Origin of the sequence: Rhodococcus sp. M8, assembly GCF_015654185.1 — a bacterium.
GTDB lineage: Bacteria > Actinomycetota > Actinomycetes > Mycobacteriales > Mycobacteriaceae > Rhodococcus > Rhodococcus aetherivorans.
This window is the reverse complement of sequence record NZ_CP064065.1, coordinates 2,744,025-2,763,602: the sequence shown is the minus strand read 5'-3', so window position 1 is coordinate 2,763,602 and position 19,578 is coordinate 2,744,025. Positions and strand designations below refer to the sequence as shown.

Annotated in this window: 19 protein-coding genes and 1 pseudogene; 10 read left to right on the top strand and 10 right to left on the bottom strand. The window is 69.1% G+C overall.

The genetic code is table 11. The features are described 5' to 3' along the window. Positions 1 to 32: 32 nt before the first annotated feature. A complete protein-coding gene (locus tag ISO16_RS12310; RefSeq protein WP_072636165.1) occupies positions 33 to 623 on the top strand; it encodes a helix-turn-helix domain-containing protein in 591 nt (196 codons plus the stop codon). Between the two features lie 9 nt (positions 624 to 632). On the opposite strand, the gene ISO16_RS12305 is transcribed toward ISO16_RS12310, so the two are convergent. The 6 genes from ISO16_RS12305 to ISO16_RS12280 all read right to left on the bottom strand — a co-directional run bounded on the left by ISO16_RS12305 (position 633) and on the right by ISO16_RS12280 (position 5,582). After that, the gene (locus ISO16_RS12305) at positions 633 to 1,154 is read right to left on the bottom strand and encodes a nuclear transport factor 2 family protein (RefSeq protein ID WP_170913983.1); all 522 of its coding nucleotides are present in this window, start codon (positions 1,152 to 1,154) and stop codon (positions 633 to 635) included. 16 nt (positions 1,155 to 1,170) lie between these two features. Further along, positions 1,171 to 1,635, bottom strand: a complete 465-nt coding sequence (locus ISO16_RS12300; protein ID WP_072636208.1) for a nuclear transport factor 2 family protein — start codon at positions 1,633 to 1,635, stop codon at positions 1,171 to 1,173. Then, on the bottom strand, positions 1,632 to 2,495 hold the full coding sequence (locus tag ISO16_RS12295; protein ID WP_072636163.1) for a coniferyl-aldehyde dehydrogenase: 864 nt from the start codon (positions 2,493 to 2,495) through the stop codon (positions 1,632 to 1,634). The genes ISO16_RS12300 and ISO16_RS12295 overlap by 4 nt, the downstream gene beginning before the upstream one ends. Before the next feature lie 44 nt (positions 2,496 to 2,539). Continuing rightward, positions 2,540 to 3,679, bottom strand: a complete 1,140-nt coding sequence (locus ISO16_RS12290) for an oxidoreductase (RefSeq protein WP_072636162.1) — start codon at positions 3,677 to 3,679, stop codon at positions 2,540 to 2,542. 195 nt (positions 3,680 to 3,874) lie between these two features. Beyond that, positions 3,875 to 4,627 (bottom strand): SDR family NAD(P)-dependent oxidoreductase, encoded by a 753-nt coding sequence (locus tag ISO16_RS12285; RefSeq protein ID WP_072636161.1) that lies wholly within the window; start codon positions 4,625 to 4,627, stop codon positions 3,875 to 3,877. A gap of 16 nt (positions 4,628 to 4,643) precedes the next feature. Continuing rightward, on the bottom strand, positions 4,644 to 5,582 hold the full coding sequence (locus ISO16_RS12280) for a 3-oxoacyl-ACP reductase (RefSeq protein WP_072636160.1): 939 nt from the start codon (positions 5,580 to 5,582) through the stop codon (positions 4,644 to 4,646). A 285-nt stretch (positions 5,583 to 5,867) separates the two neighbouring features. Between ISO16_RS12280 and ISO16_RS12275 the strand changes: the two genes are divergently transcribed. Next, complete coding sequence (locus tag ISO16_RS12275) at positions 5,868 to 7,490, top strand: acyl-CoA synthetase (protein ID WP_072636159.1); 1,623 nt, start codon at positions 5,868 to 5,870, stop codon at positions 7,488 to 7,490. Between the two features lie 66 nt (positions 7,491 to 7,556). Here ISO16_RS12275 and ISO16_RS12270 read toward each other — a convergent pair whose 3' ends face one another. Next, on the bottom strand, positions 7,557 to 8,051 hold the full coding sequence (locus ISO16_RS12270) for a nuclear transport factor 2 family protein (RefSeq protein WP_072636158.1): 495 nt from the start codon (positions 8,049 to 8,051) through the stop codon (positions 7,557 to 7,559). Next, on the bottom strand, positions 8,048 to 8,947 hold the full coding sequence (locus ISO16_RS12265; RefSeq protein WP_072636157.1) for a TIGR03619 family F420-dependent LLM class oxidoreductase: 900 nt from the start codon (positions 8,945 to 8,947) through the stop codon (positions 8,048 to 8,050). The genes ISO16_RS12270 and ISO16_RS12265 overlap by 4 nt, the downstream gene beginning before the upstream one ends. Positions 8,948 to 9,194: 247 nt before the next feature. Between ISO16_RS12265 and ISO16_RS12260 the strand changes: the two genes are divergently transcribed. The 7 genes from ISO16_RS12260 to ISO16_RS12230 all read left to right on the top strand — a co-directional run bounded on the left by ISO16_RS12260 (position 9,195) and on the right by ISO16_RS12230 (position 17,450). Next, positions 9,195 to 10,088 carry an IclR family transcriptional regulator gene (locus ISO16_RS12260; RefSeq protein ID WP_043798636.1) on the top strand — a complete coding sequence of 298 codons (894 nt, stop codon included), beginning with the start codon at positions 9,195 to 9,197 and terminating at the stop codon, positions 10,086 to 10,088. A gap of 1,022 nt (positions 10,089 to 11,110) precedes the next feature. Then, entirely contained in the window at positions 11,111 to 12,076 is a 966-nt protein-coding gene (locus ISO16_RS12255) for a thiamine pyrophosphate-dependent dehydrogenase E1 component subunit alpha (protein WP_072636156.1), read from the top strand. A gap of 14 nt (positions 12,077 to 12,090) precedes the next feature. After that, positions 12,091 to 13,122: an alpha-ketoacid dehydrogenase subunit beta gene (locus tag ISO16_RS12250; protein WP_017679840.1), complete on the top strand. Its 1,032-nt coding sequence runs from the start codon at positions 12,091 to 12,093 to the stop codon at positions 13,120 to 13,122. Position 13,123: 1 nt separating this feature from the next. Then, on the top strand, positions 13,124 to 14,674 hold the full coding sequence (locus tag ISO16_RS12245; protein ID WP_072636155.1) for a 2-oxo acid dehydrogenase subunit E2: 1,551 nt from the start codon (positions 13,124 to 13,126) through the stop codon (positions 14,672 to 14,674). A gap of 10 nt (positions 14,675 to 14,684) precedes the next feature. Further along, on the top strand, positions 14,685 to 16,085 hold the full coding sequence (gene lpdA / locus ISO16_RS12240; RefSeq protein WP_072636154.1) for a dihydrolipoyl dehydrogenase: 1,401 nt from the start codon (positions 14,685 to 14,687) through the stop codon (positions 16,083 to 16,085). Positions 16,086 to 16,159: 74 nt separating this feature from the next. Continuing rightward, positions 16,160 to 17,164 carry a lipoyl synthase gene (gene lipA / locus ISO16_RS12235; protein WP_072636153.1) on the top strand — a complete coding sequence of 335 codons (1,005 nt, stop codon included), beginning with the start codon at positions 16,160 to 16,162 and terminating at the stop codon, positions 17,162 to 17,164. A gap of 4 nt (positions 17,165 to 17,168) precedes the next feature. Further along, on the top strand, positions 17,169 to 17,450 hold the full coding sequence (locus tag ISO16_RS12230) for a DUF3263 domain-containing protein (RefSeq protein WP_072636152.1): 282 nt from the start codon (positions 17,169 to 17,171) through the stop codon (positions 17,448 to 17,450). 84 nt (positions 17,451 to 17,534) lie between these two features. Here the strand turns inward: ISO16_RS12230 and ISO16_RS12225 are convergent, their stop codons facing one another. Continuing rightward, the gene (locus ISO16_RS12225) at positions 17,535 to 18,662 is read right to left on the bottom strand and encodes a helix-turn-helix domain-containing protein (RefSeq protein ID WP_206530954.1); all 1,128 of its coding nucleotides are present in this window, start codon (positions 18,660 to 18,662) and stop codon (positions 17,535 to 17,537) included. Positions 18,663 to 18,833: 171 nt separating this feature from the next. On the opposite strand from ISO16_RS12225, the pseudogene ISO16_RS12220 reads away from it, so the two are divergent. After that, a pseudogene (locus ISO16_RS12220) lies at positions 18,834 to 19,016 on the top strand (LLM class flavin-dependent oxidoreductase); the annotation flags it as partial. A 42-nt stretch (positions 19,017 to 19,058) separates the two neighbouring features. Here ISO16_RS12220 and ISO16_RS12215 read toward each other — a convergent pair. Next, positions 19,059 to 19,562: an FBP domain-containing protein gene (locus tag ISO16_RS12215; protein ID WP_050036436.1), complete on the bottom strand. Its 504-nt coding sequence runs from the start codon at positions 19,560 to 19,562 to the stop codon at positions 19,059 to 19,061. Between the last annotated feature and the right edge of the window lie 16 nt (positions 19,563 to 19,578).

The following is a 19,578-nucleotide window of genomic DNA, read 5'->3' as shown; positions in this document are numbered from 1 at the left end:
CTTCGATGCGTGAAGGGCATACCATCTTGCGTATGACGCAAGATCTCGATCTGGACGCCGTGATCCGCCGACGCATCCGCGGCCTGCGACTGGCCCGTGGCTGGTCGCTCGATTCGCTGGCGGCCCGCTGCCGGCTCAGCCCGTCGACGCTGAGCCGCATCGAGACCGGCAACCGTCGGATCGCTCTGGATCAACTGGTGCCGATTGCCCGGGCCCTGGGCACCACGCTCGATCAGCTCGTCGAATCCGCCGAGGACGAGGACGTGGTGATCCGGCCGCAGCCCGAGCACATGCCCGGGGTGACCACGTGGCTGCTGTCCCGGGAACGTGCCCTGCACGGCGTGACGGTGGCGAAGATGCGTATCACCCCCGACCGGTCCACCGGAACCGGTGCGGCGAAGGTGCATCCGGGCCGGGAGTGGTTCACCGTGCTCTCCGGCACGGCCCGATTGCAGCTGGGCGAGCGGACCGTGCTCGTGCGGACCGGCGAGGCCGCCGCGTTCTCGACGATGGTCCCGCACGTGATCGGTGCCCACGACGGTCCGGTGGAGATTCTCACGATCTTCGACCACGACGGCGAGCGTGCCCACCTCCACGGTGAGCACGGCGCGTCGCGGCCGTGACGCCGGCGGCTACAGCGGTTTCAGAAAGTCGAAGAACCCGGGCGTGTGCACCTGCCGCAGCCGGGTGAGCGCGCGGTAGCTGATCAGCCACACGCCGTCGACCCTCCGGTACTCCTCGTGGTAGTGGCCCCAGCCGTGCAGGTGCTCCTCGACCGCTCCGTTCGTCCACCACAGTTGGTCCTCCATCGCCCAGATCCCGGTGGCCGTGGTGTCGGAGGTGAGCGTGATCTCGGGTGTGTGACCGTGGTGCGCGCTGGTGACCGGCGTGTCTCCGTCGAGCAGGTTCTCGATCGCGCGCCGCAGCGGTTCCCGGCCCACCACCCGGTTGGCGCGATCACCGCTCCGCGGCTGGGTGTCCTCGGGCAGGCCGCTCCACGTCTCGCTCACGACGTCCTCGGTGTGCAGCGTGGGATACAGGTCCCATTGTTTGGTGTCCATCACGCGAAGCCGCGCGGCGAAGAGCCGCTTGATCTCCTCGACGGCCAGCAGTTGTTCCGCGGCGGTCAGCGTCAGGGCCGGTTCCGTTTGCATCACAAGGGCTTTCCCTTCACTCGGTAGCGGATCGGAGCAGCCGCACCTCGCGGTCGGCGGTGAGGTCGACGACCAGTTCCCGGCGCGCGATGCGCCACCCGTCCGGGACGCGGCGGTACTCGTCCCGGTAGCGGACGGACACCGTGTAGTCCCGGTATCCGTCGCCGCTCGGGTACACGTGGTGCGCCTCGCAATACAGCTCGCCCCGGGCCTGGTCGCCGTCGAAGTCGATCACATGCTGGCCGAGGACGTGCCGGGTGGAGTGCAGGTGCGCGACCGCGGCGAGCACCCCCTCGGCGATCGGCCCTGCTCCGGTGAGCACCGGGTCGTGCCCGCGACGGACCAGTCCCGGCGGCTGCACGAACTCGGCGTCGTCGGCGAACAGCGAGCGCAGCACGGTCGGATCGCGCCGGTCGACGGCGCGGGCATACCGTGCGACGACGTCCGCGAGGGCGAGGCGGTCCTCGACGGGGCTGCTCATGCCGGCATTCTCCATCGCCCGCCGGCCGGCGCGCGTCCCTCGTCCCGCTGACCGGACGGCGCCGCGCCGGGGCGGGTGAAGCGCAGGACGGGGCAGGTGCCCGGATGGTCGGTGACGGTCACGACCAGGCCGGCGTTCTCGGTGACGGCGGGGAGCAGCGCGGCATACGTCGCGGCGAGGGCGTCGGCGAACGTGCGGCGGTGCGGTGTCACCGATCGCGCGGCGCCGGGACGCAGCACGGTCGCCGTCCCGGCGCCGGCGGGTGCGCGCTCGCCGGTGATCACCACGTGGTCGAACCGGTCGGCGGTGATCGCATCGTCGTGTTCGCCGACGCCGATCATCACCGCGATGTCCGTGGGGTCGAGCATGGCCTCGGCGGCCTCGGAGAGGACACGCACGGTGCGCGGCAGGCCCTGCGCCGGCATCAGGACGGCACGGTGCCCGGTGCCGACCGCGCTGACCCACGGCCCCAGCAGCGAGAACAGGGGAGCGGTGCGGGTTCCGAGGATGGCCACCGTCCCGGCGTCGTGGTGGGGGCCGCAGTGCCACAGCGCTCCGGACGGTCCGGGGATCCGGTAGGTGGGACGGGCGGCGGTGCCCCAGCCTTCCAGGGACTCCCGGACGCGGTGCAGCGCCGTCAGGGAGGTGACGATGTCGTCCATGACCACGTGCGACGGCAGCACACCGTCGAAGTCCGCGTGGACCGCCTCGGTCAGCGGCTTGTGGTGCCGCACGAGCACGTCGATCATCGCGCGGACGGTCCGGACGCGGTGCGCGGGATCGGTGGCCGGCGCGGTCGCGGGCGCACGGCGCTGCCGATCGAGTACAGCGGAAAGCTGCTCGGGGATCGAGGATTCCATGGGGCCTCCTGTCGTCACCGCCGCGTACCCGCCCGTGCCGGGCGCTAGGTCAGCGACGCTTCGTGGATCTCGCGGTCGAATGCGGGCAGCGGTCCCCCGGCGCGCAGGGTGGTCACCAGCGCCGGATCGGCCAGGTGCAGCCGGCCGACGGCGATCAGGTCGAACTCCCCGCTGCCGAGACGCCGTTCGAGCTCGGGGATGTTGTCGTCGACCGGTGCCGAGCCGCTGATCCGGCTCTCCCGCAGCGACTTGCCGATGCCGACGCTGCCGACGGCCATCGTCGTGACCCCGGTCAGCTGCTTCGCCCAGCCGGCGAGCGAGAGGTCGCTGCCCTCGAAGGCGGGGGTGTCGAAGCGCCGGATGCTCGCATCGAGGATGTCGACCCCGGCCTCGACGAGAGCACCGAGGATCACCTTCAGCTCGTCGGGCGTCTCGGCGATGCGGGCGGTGTAGTTCTGCTGCTTGTGCTGCGAGAAGCGGAACACGATGGGCAGGTCGTCGCCGATCTCGGCGCGCACGGCCTCGACCACCGCCGCGGGGAACCGGGTGCGGCGCTCGAGGTCGCCGCCCCAGGCGTCGGTGCGGGTGTTGGTGCCCTCCCACAGGAACGAGTCCAGCAGGTAGCCGTGCCCGCCGTGCAGCGCGATCCCGTCGAAGCCGACCTCCGCCGCGGCGGCCGCCGCGCGCGCATAGGCGGAGATCACGTCGGCGATGTCCTGCTCGGTCATCGCCTCCGTCGGGCGCGACGCCCGCGCGACGTAGTCGGCGGAATACGAGGTGACCCCCGGGGTGCCCCAGCTGCCCGAGGGGCGCATGGGCTTCAGTGCGGGGTCCACGGCGCTCATCGCACCCCACAGCGGCCCGACGTGCCACAACTGCGGGACGATCCGCCCGCCGGCTGCGTGCACCTCGTCCACGACCCGGCGCCAGCCCGCCAGCGCAGCCGCGCCGTGCATGCGGGGTACTCGCGGATTGTCCACGGCCGTCGGATGATCGACGGCCACCCCCTCGGTGACGATCAGGCCGGTCCCGCCCTCGGCCCGCCGGCGGTAGTAGGCGGCGACATCGTCGCCCGGCACGCCGTCGATCGAGTACGACCGCGTCATGGGTGACATGACGATGCGGTTCGCCAGTTCGAGCGAACGCACGCGGAGCGGGCGGAACAGCGGGGAGGAGGAAGCCATGCGGTCGAAAACCTCTCTCGGCAGGACGGTATGGAATCTCCCGCCTCTCGGCGGGACGGTCTGGAAGTGGCCCGCCGGCCGGGTACGACACCGGCCGGCGGGCCCGTGCGGCTCACATTCCCATGCGGTCCGGCCGGCGGCGACCCGGTGTCCCACTCAGTGCGATCGAGGAACGGGCCGGCGTCCCCGGCCGCGTCAGCGCAACTTGATGCTGCCGCCGTCGGCCATCAGCGTCTGGCCCGTCATGTACCTCGAATCGTCGGACGCGAGGAACACGACCACCGGGGCGATGTCCGTCTCGGGATCGCCGATCCGCTGCAACGGCACCTTCGCCGCCGCGGCGGCCGCCCGGTCGGGGAACGCCTGCTGCCAGGCGAGCACACCTTCCGTGGCGGCGAACGGGCACACGACGTTGACGCGGATGCCGTCGGCCGCCCACTCGTTCGCGGCCACGCGGCTCACCGCCCGGATCGCCTCCTTCGCCGCCGCGTACGACGTCTGCGTCGGCATGCCGTCGAGGGCGGATCCGGAGCCGAAGTTGACGACGGACCCGCGGGCCTGCTTCAACTGCGGGTGGCAGGCCTGCATGAGGTGCACGGTGGGGTAGAAGCCCGTGCCGAACGACAGCTCGAACATCTCCGCGGTGTGCTCGAGCAGCGGGGCCTGGCGGGACGCGTGCGCGTTGTTGACCAGGACGTCGATGCCTCCGAACGCCGCCACAGCGGCGTCCCGGATCCGCTCCGCGCTCTCGCGCCGGGAGATGTCGGCCCGCAGGAACTTCGCCTCGCCGCCGGAGTCGACGAGTTCGGTCTCGAGGGCGTGGCCGCGGTCGTCGTCGACGTCGACGAACAGCACGCGCGCGCCCTCGCGAACGAACACCCGGGTGACGGCGCGCCCGATCCCGCCCGCGCCGCCGGTCACGACGGCGGTTTTTCCGCTCAGTTTCACGACCGTGTCCTTCCGCTCAGGCGCCGACGGTCTCACCGGTGGCCAGCGCGACCTTCTCCAGTTCGGCCACACTGTAGGCCGAGTATGTCTCGTACGGTCCGCGACCGGAGAAGTAGGACGACAGCTGTCCGCCGAGTTCCTCGACGGTGAACGCGGAACCGGCGGCGTCGAAACGGTGCTCGACCTTGGGTGCTTCCATGAGCGCGACCATCTTGCCGTACACGACGAAGACCTGGCCGGTGACCTCGTCGGAGGCGGGGGAGGCGAGGTACCGGACCAGGGTGGCCACTCGCTCGGGCGCGAGCGGGTCCAGGCCCGACGCACCGGTGTTGTTCTCGCCGAACGCGTCCGCCGTCATGGCCGTGCGGGCGCGGGGGCAGATGGCATTGGCTCGCACCCCGTACCGCGACAGGCCCTGGGCGGTCGAGAGGGTCAGGGCCGTGATGCCGGCCTTGGCGGCCGAGTAGTTGGGCTGCCCGGCCGAGCCGAACAGGAACGCCTCGGAAGAGGTGTTGATGACGCGGCCGTAGACCGGGCAGTTCGCGTCCTTCGAAGCCTGCCGCCAGTGCACGGCCGCGGCGCGCGACGTGGCGGCGTGGCCCTTGAGGTGCACCCGGATCACGTCGTCCCAGTCCGACTCGGACAGGTTGAAGATCATCTTGTCGCGCAGGATGCCGGCGTTGTTGACCAGGATGTCCATCGAGCCGAACTCGGTGACCGCGGTGCGGACGAGTTCCTCACCGAGCGCCCAGTCCGAGACGTCGCCGGTGACGGCGACGGCGCGGCCTCCGGCGGCGCGGATCTCGTCGACGACGTCGTGGGCGGCCGCCCCCATGTCGTTGACGACGACGGCGGCCCCGGCGTCGGCGAGGGCGAGGGCTTCGGCACGGCCGAGGCCGGCGCCTGCTCCGGTGACAACGGCGGCGCGGCCGTCGAGGGTCAGGTTCTGGGTCATGGTGGGCTCCTTGTGTCCGTGCGGGTATGCAGAACGATGACTGAAAACTAGTATTCATTCTATTGCTTGCACAAGGGTGTTCTCGGACCGCGGTCCCTGGGGTGGCAGGCGGTCTTCGAAGCCTGCGGAAAGGCTGGGGGCCTGGCTCCTCGCTCGTCGCTATCCGGCCGTTGATCCCGGAATAGGAATATGTTCTACTGAGGCCGCTGTGATCCGCGGCACACACGTGACGATCGCGTGGGCGTGCGCGTCCTCGCCCACCCACGAACTCCGGAAGGACCCGCGATGTCTCTGAACCTGGCCGACCTCACCGAGGCCGTCGTCGATGCGATACCCGACCGGACGGCCCTGAGCTGCGGGGACGAGTCCCGGACGTACGCCGAGTTCGACGCCCGCGCCAACCGGGTCGCGCATTACCTCGCGGCCGTCGGAGTGACCGCAGGTGATCATGTGGGCCTGCACATGCGCAACAGCCTCGAATTCCTCGAGGTCATGTTGGGCTGTTTGAAGATTCGCGCAGTACCCGTGAACATCAACTTCCGCTACGTGGGTGCCGAGCTCGTGCACCTCTACACCGATGCGGACCTCGTGGCACTCGTGCTCGACGACGAGTTCGCCGACGTCGCGGCGCAGGCCGTGCCGCACACCTCACGGCTGCGGCACATCGTCGTCGTCGGAAGCGCGGAGACGGCGGCGCTCGAACAGGCTGCGGCAGGTGCGGGTGCGACCGTGGTGCGGTATGCGGAGGCTGCGGAGAGCGTCTCGGCGGAGAGGGATTTCGGTGAGCGCAGCGGCGACGACCGGTACATTCTCTACACCGGTGGCACGACGGGCATGCCCAAGGGGGTGATGTGGCGGCACGAGGACTTCTACTTGGCGGCGCTGGCCGGCGGCAACCCGTACGGCGAACCGCACCGCAGCCCTGCCGATCTCGCCGCGGCCGCCGCGGCAAACGAGCACCCGATGTCCTATCTCGTCACGGCACCGCTCATGCACGGGGCTGCGATGTATTCGGTGCTGATGGGGTTGTTCACGGGTGCGAAGCAGGTGCTGATGCGGTCGTTCGAGCCGGTGGAGGCGCTACGCCTGATCGAACGGCACCGGATCGCGATCGTGATGGTGGTCGGCGACGCCATCAGCCGGCCGCTGGCCGATGCGGTGGCCGCGCGCGGCAAGGAGTTCGACCTGAGTTCGCTGCTGGTCATCGGTTCCGGCGGGGCGCTGTGGTCGGCGAGTGTGCGCGCGCAACTGGCGGAGCTGCTGCCGAACGTCTACCTGCGCAACTCGTTCGGCTCGTCGGAGGCAGGCGCGACCGGCACCCTCGACGTCGGTTCGGACGGCCGTGCCCGGATCTCCCCGTCGCCGACGCTACGAGTGGTCGACACGGATCTGGCCGAGGTCGAGCCCGGCTCGGAGACCATCGGCTACCTCGCGCGCATCGGCCACGTTCCCCTCGGCTACTACAACGACCCGGACAAGTCCGCGGCGACGTTCCCCGAGCGCGACGGCGTGCGCATGTGCCTGCTCGGCGACCTGGCCACCGTGGAGCCGGACGGCTCGATCGTGGTACTCGGCCGCGGCTCGGCGTGCATCAACACCGGCGGCGAGAAGGTCTACGCGGAGGAGGTCGAGGAGGCCGTCAAGAGCCATCCAGCCGTCCTCGATGCGGTGGTGGCAGGAGTGCCGGATCGGCTACTGGGAGAACGGGTCTCGGTGGCCATCCAGTTCCGTCCCGGTGTGGAAGCGCCCTCGGCCACGGAACTGGCCGATCACTGCCGGACCCTGATCGCCGGGTACAAGATCCCGAAGACGATCGTGCCGGTTCCCGAGGTGATGCGCTCACCGGCGGGGAAGGCGGACTATCGGTGGGCCAAGGCGACGCTCGAGAACGCGACCGTCGACGCCTGACGCCGTCGGACACGGAAGCGGCCGGCCCCACATCCGGGGCCGGCCGTTCCCGGTCTTCGGGGCACGTCAGTGGCCGGCTCGGGCGAGCAGCTCGCGCGCTTCGTCGCGGCCGTCGAGGACCCGTGCGGTGCGCTTGCGGATCCGCCACCGACCGTCGTTCTTGACGAGTTCGAAGCGGTTGGCCGTTACGCGCCAGACGCGGAAGCCGTTCTCGTCGTGACGCAGCAGCTGCGAATGGCAGGTGGCCACGGCCGTGTCACCCTCGACCCGGATGTGCACAGGGTCGAGGAGGTGTCCGCATCCTTCGTGGATGTAGTCCTGGTGCGGCCGCGTGCGCACCATCTCCATGATCTCCCTGCGGCCGTTCATGGTGCGCATGTCGACGTCGTAGACGGCGTCCTCGGTCCACAATTCGCCCACCGCGTCGGCGTCACCGGCATCGACGGCCGGGCCGTAGGCGGTGACGATCTCCTGGACGGCGATCTTGTCCTCGAGGAGCTGGACGCGGGCGAGGAGGGACTGGACGAGCTGTGCGGTGTCGGTCGCTGCGGTGTCGGTCATCGGGTCTCCTGTTCGGACGGTTCGGCCGGGGCGAAGTCCAGCCCCAGGTCGGTGCCGAGTGCCCGCAGGCACTCGAGTTGTTCGCAGTAGTGTTCGACGCCGGTCGCGGCGACGGTCGCCCCCACGACGGTGGCGCCGGCCTCGCGACGGCGTTCCAGGGACCGGACGGTGCGCTCGCGCGCGCCCAGCGGGTCGAGGGGCGCCCCGGTGTCGAGGACGACGTCGAAGCCCGGCGGGAGGTCCACCCGGCCCAGCATCGCGGTCAGGTCGGGCAGGGGCAGACCGAACGGCACCCAGCCGTCGCCGTGGGAGACGGCGCGGCGCAGCGAGCGCAGCGTGCGGCCCCCGATCCACAGCGGGACGCGGGGTTGGACGGCGTGCGGCTCCACGAGCAGGTTCTGGAATTCGTAATAGGACCCGTGGTACTCCGGCAGGCGTCGGGACAACGCGGCGCGCAACGCGGCCAGGGCGTCGTCGGCGCGGGCGCCCCGGTCGTCGAACGGGGCGCCGAGGAGGTCGAACTCCTCGCGCAGGCTGCCCACCCCGAGGCCGAGCGTCAGCCGGCCGCCGCTGAGGACGTCGAGAGTGCCGTAGCGTTTGGCGATCGCGAGCGGGTGGTGGTAACCCAGGACGAGCACCTGGGTGGCGAGCCGGATGCGGTGCGTCCGGGCGGCGAGATAGCTCAGGGTGGCGAGCGGGTCCCAGTAGGTGCCTCCGCGGGTGTCCGCAATGTCCACCGGCACGGCGACGTGCTCACTGCAGGTCAGATGGTGGAAGCCGAGCCGGTCGGCGGTCCGGGCCACCCGGACGAGGTCGTCGACGCCGGCGGCGCGTTCCCACGGTGAGTGCACGCCGGGGTGCTGGACCACGACGGGGCTGACGATTCCGATGCGCATGCGAGCCTCTCCGCTGCCGGGACTGGGAGGGTGTCGGTCCGTTGTACCGGACGGCATCGCTCCGTCGCGGTCGACGTTCCGATGAGCGGGATCCGGGTCGATCGTGGACGCGAGGCGCGTCAGGGTCGCAGGTGGGAGATTCGCGCCGCCGATCACTACTGGTGGCGAGAGTGAGCTGATACACTTTCAGAATTCATTTCAGTTTTCCCGCTCCCACCCCGGGAGCAGATGTATCGGGAGGCCGCAGATGGCAGTCGTCGAAGCAACGGAACCGACAGCTACCTCCGCCCCGCGGCGCGACGTGCCGCCGTCGATGGTCGAACGGATGACACTCATCCTCGACGCGTTCGAGGGCCGGTCCTCGCGGCTGACGCTGGAGGAGGTGGCCTGCCGCACCCGGCTGCCCCGCTCGACCGTGCACCGCATCCTCGATCAGCTCGTGAAGCTGAACTGGGTCGATCACGCATCCTTCGGCTACTGCCTCGGCCGGCGGGCGCTCGGCCTCGGCGGCGGGGACGGCGGCCACGGGGAGATCCGGGCGTCGGCGGCGCCGCTCCTGCACGAGCTGCACATGCAGACCGGCATGGTGGTCCACCTCGCCGTCCTCGACGGCGCCGAGAGCGTCTACCTCGACAAGGTCGGCGGCCGCTTCGCCGCGGCGCTGCCCTCGCGGGTCGGCGGCCGGGCACCGGCGTACACCACTGCCGGCGGCAAGGCGATGCTCGCGTGGCTCGAGCCCGAACGCGTGGACGACCTGTACGAGCGGCGCCTGGCCCGCCGCACCGAGCACACCATCGGTGACCTTGCGACCCTGCACCAGGAACTCAGCCGGATCCGGCAGCGGCGCGGTCTGTCGTTCGAGCGCAGCGAGTCCGTACGCGGCGTTGCCTGCGTCGCCGTCGCGGTGCGCGGGCACGACGGTCCGGTCGCCGCGATCTCGCTGTGTGGCGATGCCCGCACCGCGCAGCTCGAGCGGGTCGCGCCCCTCGTGGTGGATGCCGCCCGGGAGGTCTCCCGCAGCCTCTACCCGGAACTCGGCGCCCCGCGCCGGGGCCGCAGGGCACCCGAACCGCCCGAGAGCACGTGGTCCCCGGACGCGATGGACCGGTTGCTGTCGGTCCAGAGCGGGCAGTGGCTCTAGCGACCAGCGGCGCCAGCGGTCACCAGCTCTGATCGACACCGCGGCCTGGGCCCCGCCGACAGCGGTTCGTCGGCGCGTCCTGCGCCGCCCCCGGCGGACTGCACCCAGACCGTCGGCGCGCGTGATCCGGCGCCCAACATGTCGAGGATCGGCTGCGGCCGCCGGCGGAACAGCCGATACGGTATGCCGCGGTCCGCGGCACTCCCAGTCGACTTCTGTCCGTGCCGGTGCACTCGAATTCGGTTTCGGACGGGCGGGTGTCATTGCCGCGGATCGGTGACACCTGCTGGTTCGACGCCTCAGTTCCGCACCGCATCCGATCGGTCGCAACCGAGCCCTCCGAGGCGCTCGTGGTGACCAACGATGTTCCCGTGCAACAGCGGGACAACGAGGGCATGGCGAGCGGGCGGTCGACCCGACCGAGGATGCGATCGCCGAGGCCGTGTCGGCCGAGCACCACAGGCGCATGGCCGCCGTGCTCGACGACTTCACTGCCGCCGATGCACCGGTGTTCGAGCGGATGGCCCGGCTGGGACACATCAGGATCTGCGCAACGACCTGGATTCCAGCCAAGTGGCCTTCGTGACGGTGGCTGCCATCCGCGGGGTGGAGGAGGTGTGACCACCGACCACTGAATTCACCAGGCACACAGCGGTCTTCACCGGTTTACTACCGACACCGCCGGATCAGGGCGCATGAAGTGCCGACGGGAGTACCCGGAGCAACCCCCGCGCCGAGCGGATGTCGGATGCTCTCCTCGCGCGGCGCCAGTCCGTGCCTGCTTCTCGGGCGCGCGGTACCCAGCTCGCGCGCGTTCCGTGCGGCGCTCGGCCCGGCTGCCACCGCGAGTGCTCGTGCGGGGTCCGGGCTGCAATCCGCTGCAACGTTGAGTGGGCTCGCCCCCTCTCCCTACATTCGTGGCCTGGGTTACACGGCGTGAGACGAGAACCGTCACGAAGTCTCGTCACGCTCGGGGCCTGAACCTGTGCGGCCGGCCCTCAGACAGAAAGTAGAGGAGAGCAATGGCGCTGAACAAGAGTGCATTACTGAGCGCGTATCGGAAGATGTCGGAGATCCGCGAATTCGAGGACCGGTTGCACGAGGAGAACGCGACCGGCGACATCCCGGGGTTCATCCACCTGTACTCGGGGCAGGAAGCGATCGCAGTCGGTGTGTGCGAGAACCTGAACGACACCGACTACATCGGCTCCACCCACCGCGGGCACGGCCACTGCATTGCCAAGGGGTGTGACCTCGACGGGATGATGGCCGAAATCTTCGGCAAGAACGACGGATTGTGCCACGGCAAGGGCGGATCGATGCACATCGCCGACCTGTCGGTCGGCATGCTCGGCGCGAACGCGATCGTCGGCGGTGCCCCGTCGCTGGCGATCGGCGCTGCGCTGAGCGCCAAGACCCTGGGGAACGGCGGTGTCGCGGCCTCGTTCACCGGCGACGGCGGATCCAATCAGGGCACCGTGTTCGAGGCCATGAACATGGCGGTCGTGCTTGAGTTGCCGATCGTCTTCGTCATCGAGAACAACGGATTCGGTGAGGCCACCGGCCGCGACTACGCGGTCGGCACACCGAGTATCGCTGGGCGGGCCGCATCGTTCGGGATGCCCGCCACCACCGTCGACGGTACCGACTTCTTCGAGGTCCACGAGGCAGCGCGCGAGGCGGTCGAACGAGCCCGCAGGGGAGGCGGTCCCTCCACCATCGAGGCGGTGGCACACCGCTGGCACGGCCACTTCGAGGGCGACGCCCAGCTGTACCGCACCGCGGCCCAGGTCGCCGAACTCCGCAGGACCCAGGATCCGCTGGTGAAGTTCCGCGCGAAGGTCGACGGCAAGAAGGTCACCGCGAAGGAACTCGATGCGATCGACGCCGAGGCTCGTGAACGGGTCGACGTCGCCGTCACGAAGGCGCGAGCTGCCGAGTACCCGCCGCTGACGAACCTGCTGACCGACGTCTACGTGTCGTACTGAGAGAGAGAACGAAAATGACCACGTCGAAGACGACATATCGCGAAGCGATCAAGGCCGCACTCGCACAGGAGATGCAGCGGGACGCGACGGTCGTGCAGATCGGTGAGGACCTGCGCGGTGGTCACGCCGGCACCAATCCGGAACTCGAGTCCGGGAAGGTGGAGGCGTTCGGCGGTGTGCTGGGGGTGACGAAGGGTCTGTGGACCGAGTTCGGTTCCGACCGTGTCATCGACACCCCGATCACCGAGTCCGCGATCATCGGCATGGCAGCCGGCGCTGCTCTGACCGGGCTGCGGCCGGTGGCCGAGTTGATGTTCATGGACTTCTTCGGAGTCTGCTACGACGCGCTCTACAACCAGGCGGCGAAGTTCCGGTACATGTTCGGCGGCAAGGCCCGTACCCCGCTGGTGGTGCGGGGCATGATCGGCGCCGGATTCTCCGCCGCCGCTCAGCACTCGCAGTCACCGTACAACGTGTTCGCCGCCGTTCCCGGCCTCAAGGTCGTCGCCCCGTCGAACGCCTACGACGCCAAAGGCCTGCTGATCCAGTCGATTCGCGACGACGATCCGGTCGTGTTCTGCGAACACAAGACACTCTACGACGTCAAGGGCGAGGTTCCGGACGAGCCGTACACGATCCCGTTCGGTGTCGCCAACTACACCCGTGAAGGCACGGACGTCACGATCATCGCGCTGTCGGCGATGGTGAACGCCGCCAACACCGCCGCGGACAAGCTGGCCGCCGAGGGGATCTCCGTCGAGGTCGTCGACCCCCGCACGGTGTCGCCGCTCGACGAGGAGGGCATCCTCGAATCCGTGGCGTCCACCGGCCGGGTAGTGATCGCCGACGAGTCCGCGGCGCGCTGCGGGTTCGGTCACGACGTCGCCGCGCTGATCGCGACGCGTGCTTTCGGGTCACTGAAGGCGCCGATCGAACTGGTCACCCCGCCGCACACTCCGGTGCCGTTCTCCCCGGTCCTCGAGCAGGCGTGGCTGCCGAACGCGGCTCGGATCGAGGCCGCCGTCCGCAAGGTTGTGAGTGCCTGACATGAGTGAGATCAAATTGATCGAAGTTCCGAAGTGGGGCCTGTCCATGGAGGAAGGCACCGTGGCGGAGTGGCTGGTCGAGGAGGGAGCGTCCTTTTCGAAGGGCGACCTGATCTGCGAGATCGAGACCAGCAAGATCGCCAACCAGTTGGAGGCGCCGTTCGACGGGGTGCTCCGACGGGTCGTCGCCAAGCCGGGGGAGACGTTGCCGGTCGGTGCGGTGCTGGCGGTGTCGGCCGAGGCCGCAGTCTCCGACGCCGATATCGAGGAATTCCTCGCCGGCATCGGGGCGGATCAGGTGCCGACCCCGGCCGAGTCCGGCCGCTCACCGGGCGGACAGCCCGCCCCCGCGCAGCCGGATCTCGAGAGCAGCCCGCCGGCGCCGGCGGCCCACGAATCGGTACCGGTGACCGGGGCGACCACCGGGTCCCGTCAGCGTCCCGGTGCGACGATCGTTCCCGATGCCCTGCGAGGACGGACGAACGGTGACGTGTTCGCGACCCCGCACGCCCACCGCTTGGCGGACGAGTTGTCGATCGACCTGGCCCGTGTGACGGGGACCGGCCGGGACGGCCGGATCTCCGTTGCCGACATCCACGACACGATCCGGGCGGCCGGTGGAACCGTCGCACAACCGCCGTCGCCGACGCGGTCAGGTATACCGGGACGTTCCTTCGAGGACGACAGCACCGTCCCGGCCACCCCCTTGGCCCGACGTCTGGCCGCATCCCTCGGGATCAACCTGCACGACTGCCGGGCCACCGGGTCACGCGGCCGGGTGTGTGAGGCCGACGTCCGCGAGGCCGAGCGCCGGTTCCGGCTGCAACCGGAAGTCGTCGCAGCGCCCGAACCCGTCGCGGAGGCGGAGTTCGAGACGATTCCGTTCACCGCGATGCGCAAGGCGATCGGGCAGCGGTTGCAGGAGTCGAAACGCAGCGCCCCGCACTTCCGGCTCACCGCGGACCTGCAGATCGACGATCTTCTGGCCTTGCGGGCAAAGATCAATGCAACCGTTCCGGCCGTCAAGCTGTCGGTCAACGATTTCGTCGTCAAGGCGTGTGCCGCAGCGCTGCGGAAGGTGCCCGATGTCAACGTTCAGTTCGACGAGGCGACACAGTCGGTGCTGCGCTATGCAAGTGCCGACATCTCGGTGGCTGTCGCACTGCCGTCGGGTCTGATCACCCCGATCGTGCGCGGCGCCGACGGCAAGACTCTCGCCGAGATTTCCGGGGAGGTGCAGTCGCTGGTGACCAAGGCCAAGACCGGGAAACTGGCGGCCGGCGAGTTCCAGGGCGGCACCTTCACGGTGTCCAATCTCGGCATGTTCGGTGTGCGGGAATTCGACGCGATCATCAACCCACCGCAGGGCGCCATCCTCGCGGTCGGTGCCGCACAGGAGCGTCCCGTCGTCGTCGACGGTCAGGTCGTTGCGCGCACGATGCTCACCGTCACGCTCTCGTGCGACCACCGGGTGATCGACGGCGCGCTCGGCGCGACCTTCCTGCGAGAACTCCGGCGTTTCGTCGAGTCACCCGCGCTGATGCTGGTCTGAGAGGTACACCATGACAGAGAAATACGACGTCCTCGTCGTCGGCAGCGGGCCGGGTGGCTATGTCGCCGCAATCCGTGCCGCGCAGTACGGTCTGCGCACCGCCGTCGTCGAGCGGGACCGGCTCGGCGGGATCTGCCTGAACTGGGGGTGCATCCCTACCAAAGCGTTGCTGCACGGTGCCGATGTCGCCCACACGCTGGCGAACCTTCGGCCGCTCGGGTTCAGTGCGAGTGGTGTGGAATTCGACATGGCACGCCTCGTCGAGTTCAGCCGGTCGGTGTCGGGGCGACTGTCCGACGGCATCGGCTACCTGATGAAGAAGAACGGCATCGACGTCGTCCGGGGGTCGGCGCGGCTGCTCGACAAGGGAGTCGTCGCAGTGACGGCCGCGGACGAGTCGGTGTCCGAGTATCGGGCCGACCACGTCATCCTGGCCACCGGAGCCCGGCCGCGTTCGGTTCCCGGTGTCGTGCCTGACGGCGACCGGGTCTGGACATACTTCGATGCTCTGGTCCCGTCGGAGCTGCCGAAGTCATTGCTGGTCATCGGATCCGGTGCCATCGGCGTCGAATTCGCGAGTCTGTACAACGATCTCGGGACTGACGTCACCCTCGTTGAATTGGCCCCGCAGATCATGCCGGTCGAGGATGCTGCCGTCGCAGGCCATGTACGGCGGCAGTTCGAGAAGCGAGGCATCGGGATTCACACCGGCGCCTCGGTGTCCGAACTGACGGTCGGCACGGATGCCGTCACCGTGGCCGTCCGGTCGGCCGACGGAACGATCGACGAATCGACCGTGGACAGAGTTCTCGTTGCGGCCGGAATCCAGGGCAACGTCGAGGGTCTCGGCCTCGAGGAACTCGGTGTCGAGGTCGATCGCGGATTCGTCACCACCGACCAGTGGTGTCGCACTACCGCATTCGGCGTGTACGCGATCGGTGACGTGGCGGGCGCACCCTGCCTCGCCCACAAGGCCAGCCACGAAGCCGTGCTGTGTGTGGACAAGCTCGCCGGTGCGGATCACGTCCGGCCGTTGGACCGCGACTACGTTCCGGGCTGTACCTACGCGAGGCCGCAGGTCGCCAGCCTCGGTCTCACCGAAGAACGAGCGCGTGCGACCGGCCGTCGCCTGCAGATCGGGCAGTTCGATCTGCAGGCGTCCGGAAAGGCGCTCGCGATCGGCGAAGCCGACGGCTTCGTGAAGACGATCTTCGACGCCGACAGCGGCGAACTCCTCGGTGCCCACATGGTCGGCCCGGACGTCACCGAGCAGATTCAGGGATTCGGCATCGCTCGATCCCTGGAGGCGACCGCCGACGATCTCGCCGAGGTCGTCTTCGCGCACCCGACACTGTCGGAGGCGATGCACGAATCGGTTCTGGCCGCACTGGGCCGTCCGATCAACATGTAGCAAGTCCCGTCGAACCGCGGACCCGGGTGGGACCGTGGTTCGGCGGGAACTCACGCCCAGGAATCGAACAAAACGTGAATCCCATACCTGGAACATCATCCGAGGGGCCGGTTCCGTCGGGCCGCAGATTGCTTCGACTGGAGGTCCGCAATGCGCAAACCCCCATCGAACGCAAGCCGAACTGGATCAAGGCCCGCGTCAAGACGAGTCCTGCGTACGCCGAACTCGAGAGCCTGGTCGAACGCGAAGGACTGCACACGGTGTGTGCGGAAGCCGGATGCCCCAACATCTTCGAATGCTGGGAAGACCGCGAAGCCACGTTCCTGATCGGCGGTCGGCAGTGCACGCGCCGCTGCGACTTCTGCCAGATCGACACCGGCAAACCCACCGACCTCGACCGGGACGAGCCCCGCCGTGTCGCCGAGTCCGTGCACGCGATGGGACTTCGGTACTCCACCATCACCGGGGTTGCCCGCGACGACCTGCCCGACGGCGGCGCCTGGCTCTACGCCGAAACCGTCCGACAGATCCACGCCCTCAACCCCGGGACCGGCGTCGAGAATCTCGTCCCCGACTTCAGCGGAAGGCCCGACCTGCTGGCCGAGGTGTTCGAATCCCGGCCCGAGGTGCTCGCCCACAACCTCGAGACCGTGCCGCGGATCTTCAAGCAGATCCGCCCCGCGTTTCGCTACGAACGCTCGCTCGGTGTGCTCGCCGCGGCCCGCGACTTCGGCCTGATCACCAAGTCGAACCTGATCCTCGGTATGGGGGAGACCCCACAGGAAGTGCAGCAGGCGATGATCGACCTGCACGATGCCGGCTGCGACATCCTCACCATCACCCAGTATCTGCGTCCCTCGCCGCGGCACCACCCGGTAGATCGGTGGGTCGAGCCGGAAGAATTCGTCGAGTACTCGAAGGCCGCCGAGGAGGTCGGTTTCGCCGGCGTCCTGGCGGGGCCGCTCGTGCGTTCCTCGTACCGCGCCGGCCGCCTCTACGCCGACGCCATGGCTCACCACCGCCGTGAACTCGCGGCTCCCCTCAGCCATCTCGCCGAAGCGCACCCGTCAGGAGATTGACCACATGAGTTCCGCTATCGAAGACGACCGCATCATCGAATTCGCCCGTCGCCGGCTGCCGTACGGGGGCGGAAGTCCCGGCGACCTTCTGGTCGAATTCGGTATGACCCCAGCCGATTATCTGATCCGGTTGGGTGAGATCCTCGACAGCCCTGTCGCCTTACGACTGCACCCCCGGCTACGTGCGGACCTGCGCAACTTCGTCGCTGCGCGCACCCCTGCGCCGCGCGCCGCGCCGAATCGGAGCGACCGGGTTCGGAGAGGATCCCGGTCCGCCGCGGTGTGAGCCCCGGGAGCAGGGCACGCGTGCCCCCGGATTCGTCGACACGGAGGCGGCGGGGCTCGGAGCGAGATGTTCGCAGGCGGAATGTCACCTGATCACACGGACTTCGACACCGTCCGCGAACCGGTACGGCTGGGGCGTCAGCACAGGGCCGAGGCTCTTGCGCAGCCGGGAGACCTCGGCGCGGACGGCAACGATGTGGTCCCGGTCGCCGAACAGGGCCTCGCTCAACGACGCGGCATCGATACCGGCCGATCGGGTACGTGCCAATACCCGCAGAATCTGCGCGTGCCGCGGTGACAGGGCACGCGTCCATTCCATCTCCCCCCGCACCGTCGCCCGAGGGGCCGCCCCCAGGTCGAGTTCGAGTTCGATGGCCGTCCGTTCCGCGCGGCGGCGCACCAACCATGCGTCACCGAGCGGTTCGGGTACGCAAAGTCCGAGACCGGGCACGAGCAGCGGTCGGTCGGCCTCCGGTGATGCCAGTCGTTCGGGAACGCCGATGCCGCTGGCTGCCACGACCCAGCCGTGACCGTCCACGACGACAGCAGGCCCGCACGTCCTTGCGAGCACCGGCGCCGCGTCAGTACGGAGCCTGTCGAGGTGGGCGGCATGCTCGCGCCAGAGCATCGACTCAGCCAACCGCACAGCCGTCTGCACGAGGGCCACGGTGGCCGGATGCACCGACATCGCCGACCCGCTGAGATCCAGTACGCCGAGTACCTCGCCGGAGCGTGGATCGTGGACCGGTGACCCCGTACACGACCAGCCGTAGTGGGACCGCGCATAGTGTTCGGCCGAGAAGAGCTGTACCGGAGCGTCCTCGACCAGCGACGTGCCGACAGAATTGGTGCCTACCGACTTCTCCGACCAGCGGGCGCCTTCCACGAATCCGAGGACGTCAGCTTCCCTCTGCACGTCGCGTGCACCCTCTCGCCACAGCACCACCCCGTCCGAGTCGGCGACGACCACGATGAAGTTCGCGTCGCTCGCCACCTCGGTCAAGGCGCCGCGTAGCTCGGGCAGAACCGACCTCAGGGCACTTCGCGCACGGCGAGCTTCGAGTTCGGAGACGTCCGCGAGTACGACGTCCTCACACCGGGCGGGACTGACACCGTCTGCCCGAAGACGCGACCACGACCGGGCGACAACGTCACGCGGAGGCACCGGCGGCGTCCGACCGGACATCACCGCGTCGTGGACGTCGCTCAACAATCGGGCGCGTCGCGACAAGTCTTCACCGGAACCGAAAGCGAGCAACCGTTGGCGCGCCGAACTGGCCCTACTCACACCGTTCAGCCTACCGTCAGGAGTGTGAGCCGCACCATGGCCCCTGCCGTCTGCGGCCATCACGAACGCGGAAGTCGTCGACGATCTCACACACTCGTCGAGGAGTGGTTCGTTGCCGGCGCCTGCGACGGATTCAACCTGATGTGTCCGGCGTATCCGGATTCGCTGGACGACTTCGTCGACCTCGTCGTCCCGGAACTGCAGCGCCGCGGCCTGTTTCGCACCACGTACCCGGGTACCACGTGGCGCGACAGTCTGGGACTGTGGTCCTTCGCGTAAATGCGCTCGGGTGATGGCGCCGCTCGGGTAGTGGACAGCGGGTTATGGGTCCTGCTCGTCGAGCACCCGCCCGATGAAGCCACCGAGTCGGGTCTCGAGGTGGCGGATCCGAGTCTCGCTGGGCAGTGCTCGATCGGGCTGATTGCCGGGCAGTGGCAGCAGCTCTCGCACATACAGTGAGCACGCGAAGTTGCTGCACATGTAGGTTCCGATGCTGTTTCCGGCCTTGCCGCCGGCGCCGGCCTTGCGTGCCGTGAACAGCGCCGTTCCGCCGATGCGGTGAACGGCGTGGCAGATGGTGCACATCGTGCTGCGCGGCCGGGACCTGTCGGTCTCGGCCTGTCGCAACTCGATTCCGACCACCTGCCCGGCGTGCTGGGCAATCAGATACGCGCGAAGCGGGGCTCGGGGGTCCGTCCAGCCGAAGAAGTCGAGTTCCGCCCAGCGCACGGTGTCGAAGTCGGGCGGGAACGTCACCGTCCTGATCTTGCTGCGCGAGCTGTTGACGAACGATCCGAGGACGTCGTCGCGGGACGGTGCCTGCATCACCACTATTCCTTCC